Genomic DNA, 276 nt, shown 5'->3' with positions numbered 1-276 from the left:
GCGCTCGATCAGGCGACGCAGGTCTGATACCTTCAGCTAGCCGGTCGGGAACTCGTGGACAATGAACTTCGCCTTAGAGCCGTCGGCGCGCAACGCCTTCTGCGCGAACTCGGCCACCTTCGCGCGGACCTCGTGCGTGTGGTGGTGCATTTCCATCATCGCCTGCGCGCTGATGTTCGAGTCCATCCGGTCGGCGATCACATCGCGTCCGACTTCAAGCGACGCATACAGCACGTTCTTACCGTCTGCCCACGCATTGATGCCGAAGTCGATCAG

At 61.2% G+C, this 276-nt stretch carries 1 protein-coding gene; it reads right to left on the bottom strand.

Translation table 11 applies throughout. The features are described from left to right. Window positions 1–36: 36 nt before the first annotated feature. Window positions 37–276, bottom strand: a 240-nt coding sequence (locus SB724_RS19950; protein ID WP_486304056.1) for a hypothetical protein, incomplete at its 5' end; no start/stop codon positions are given.

Origin of the sequence: Bacillus sp. SIMBA_031 (assembly GCF_046535225.1) — a bacterium.
Taxonomy (GTDB): Bacteria; Bacillota; Bacilli; order Bacillales; family Bacillaceae; genus Bacillus; species Bacillus velezensis.
This window is presented reverse-complemented; position numbering and strand designations above follow the sequence as displayed.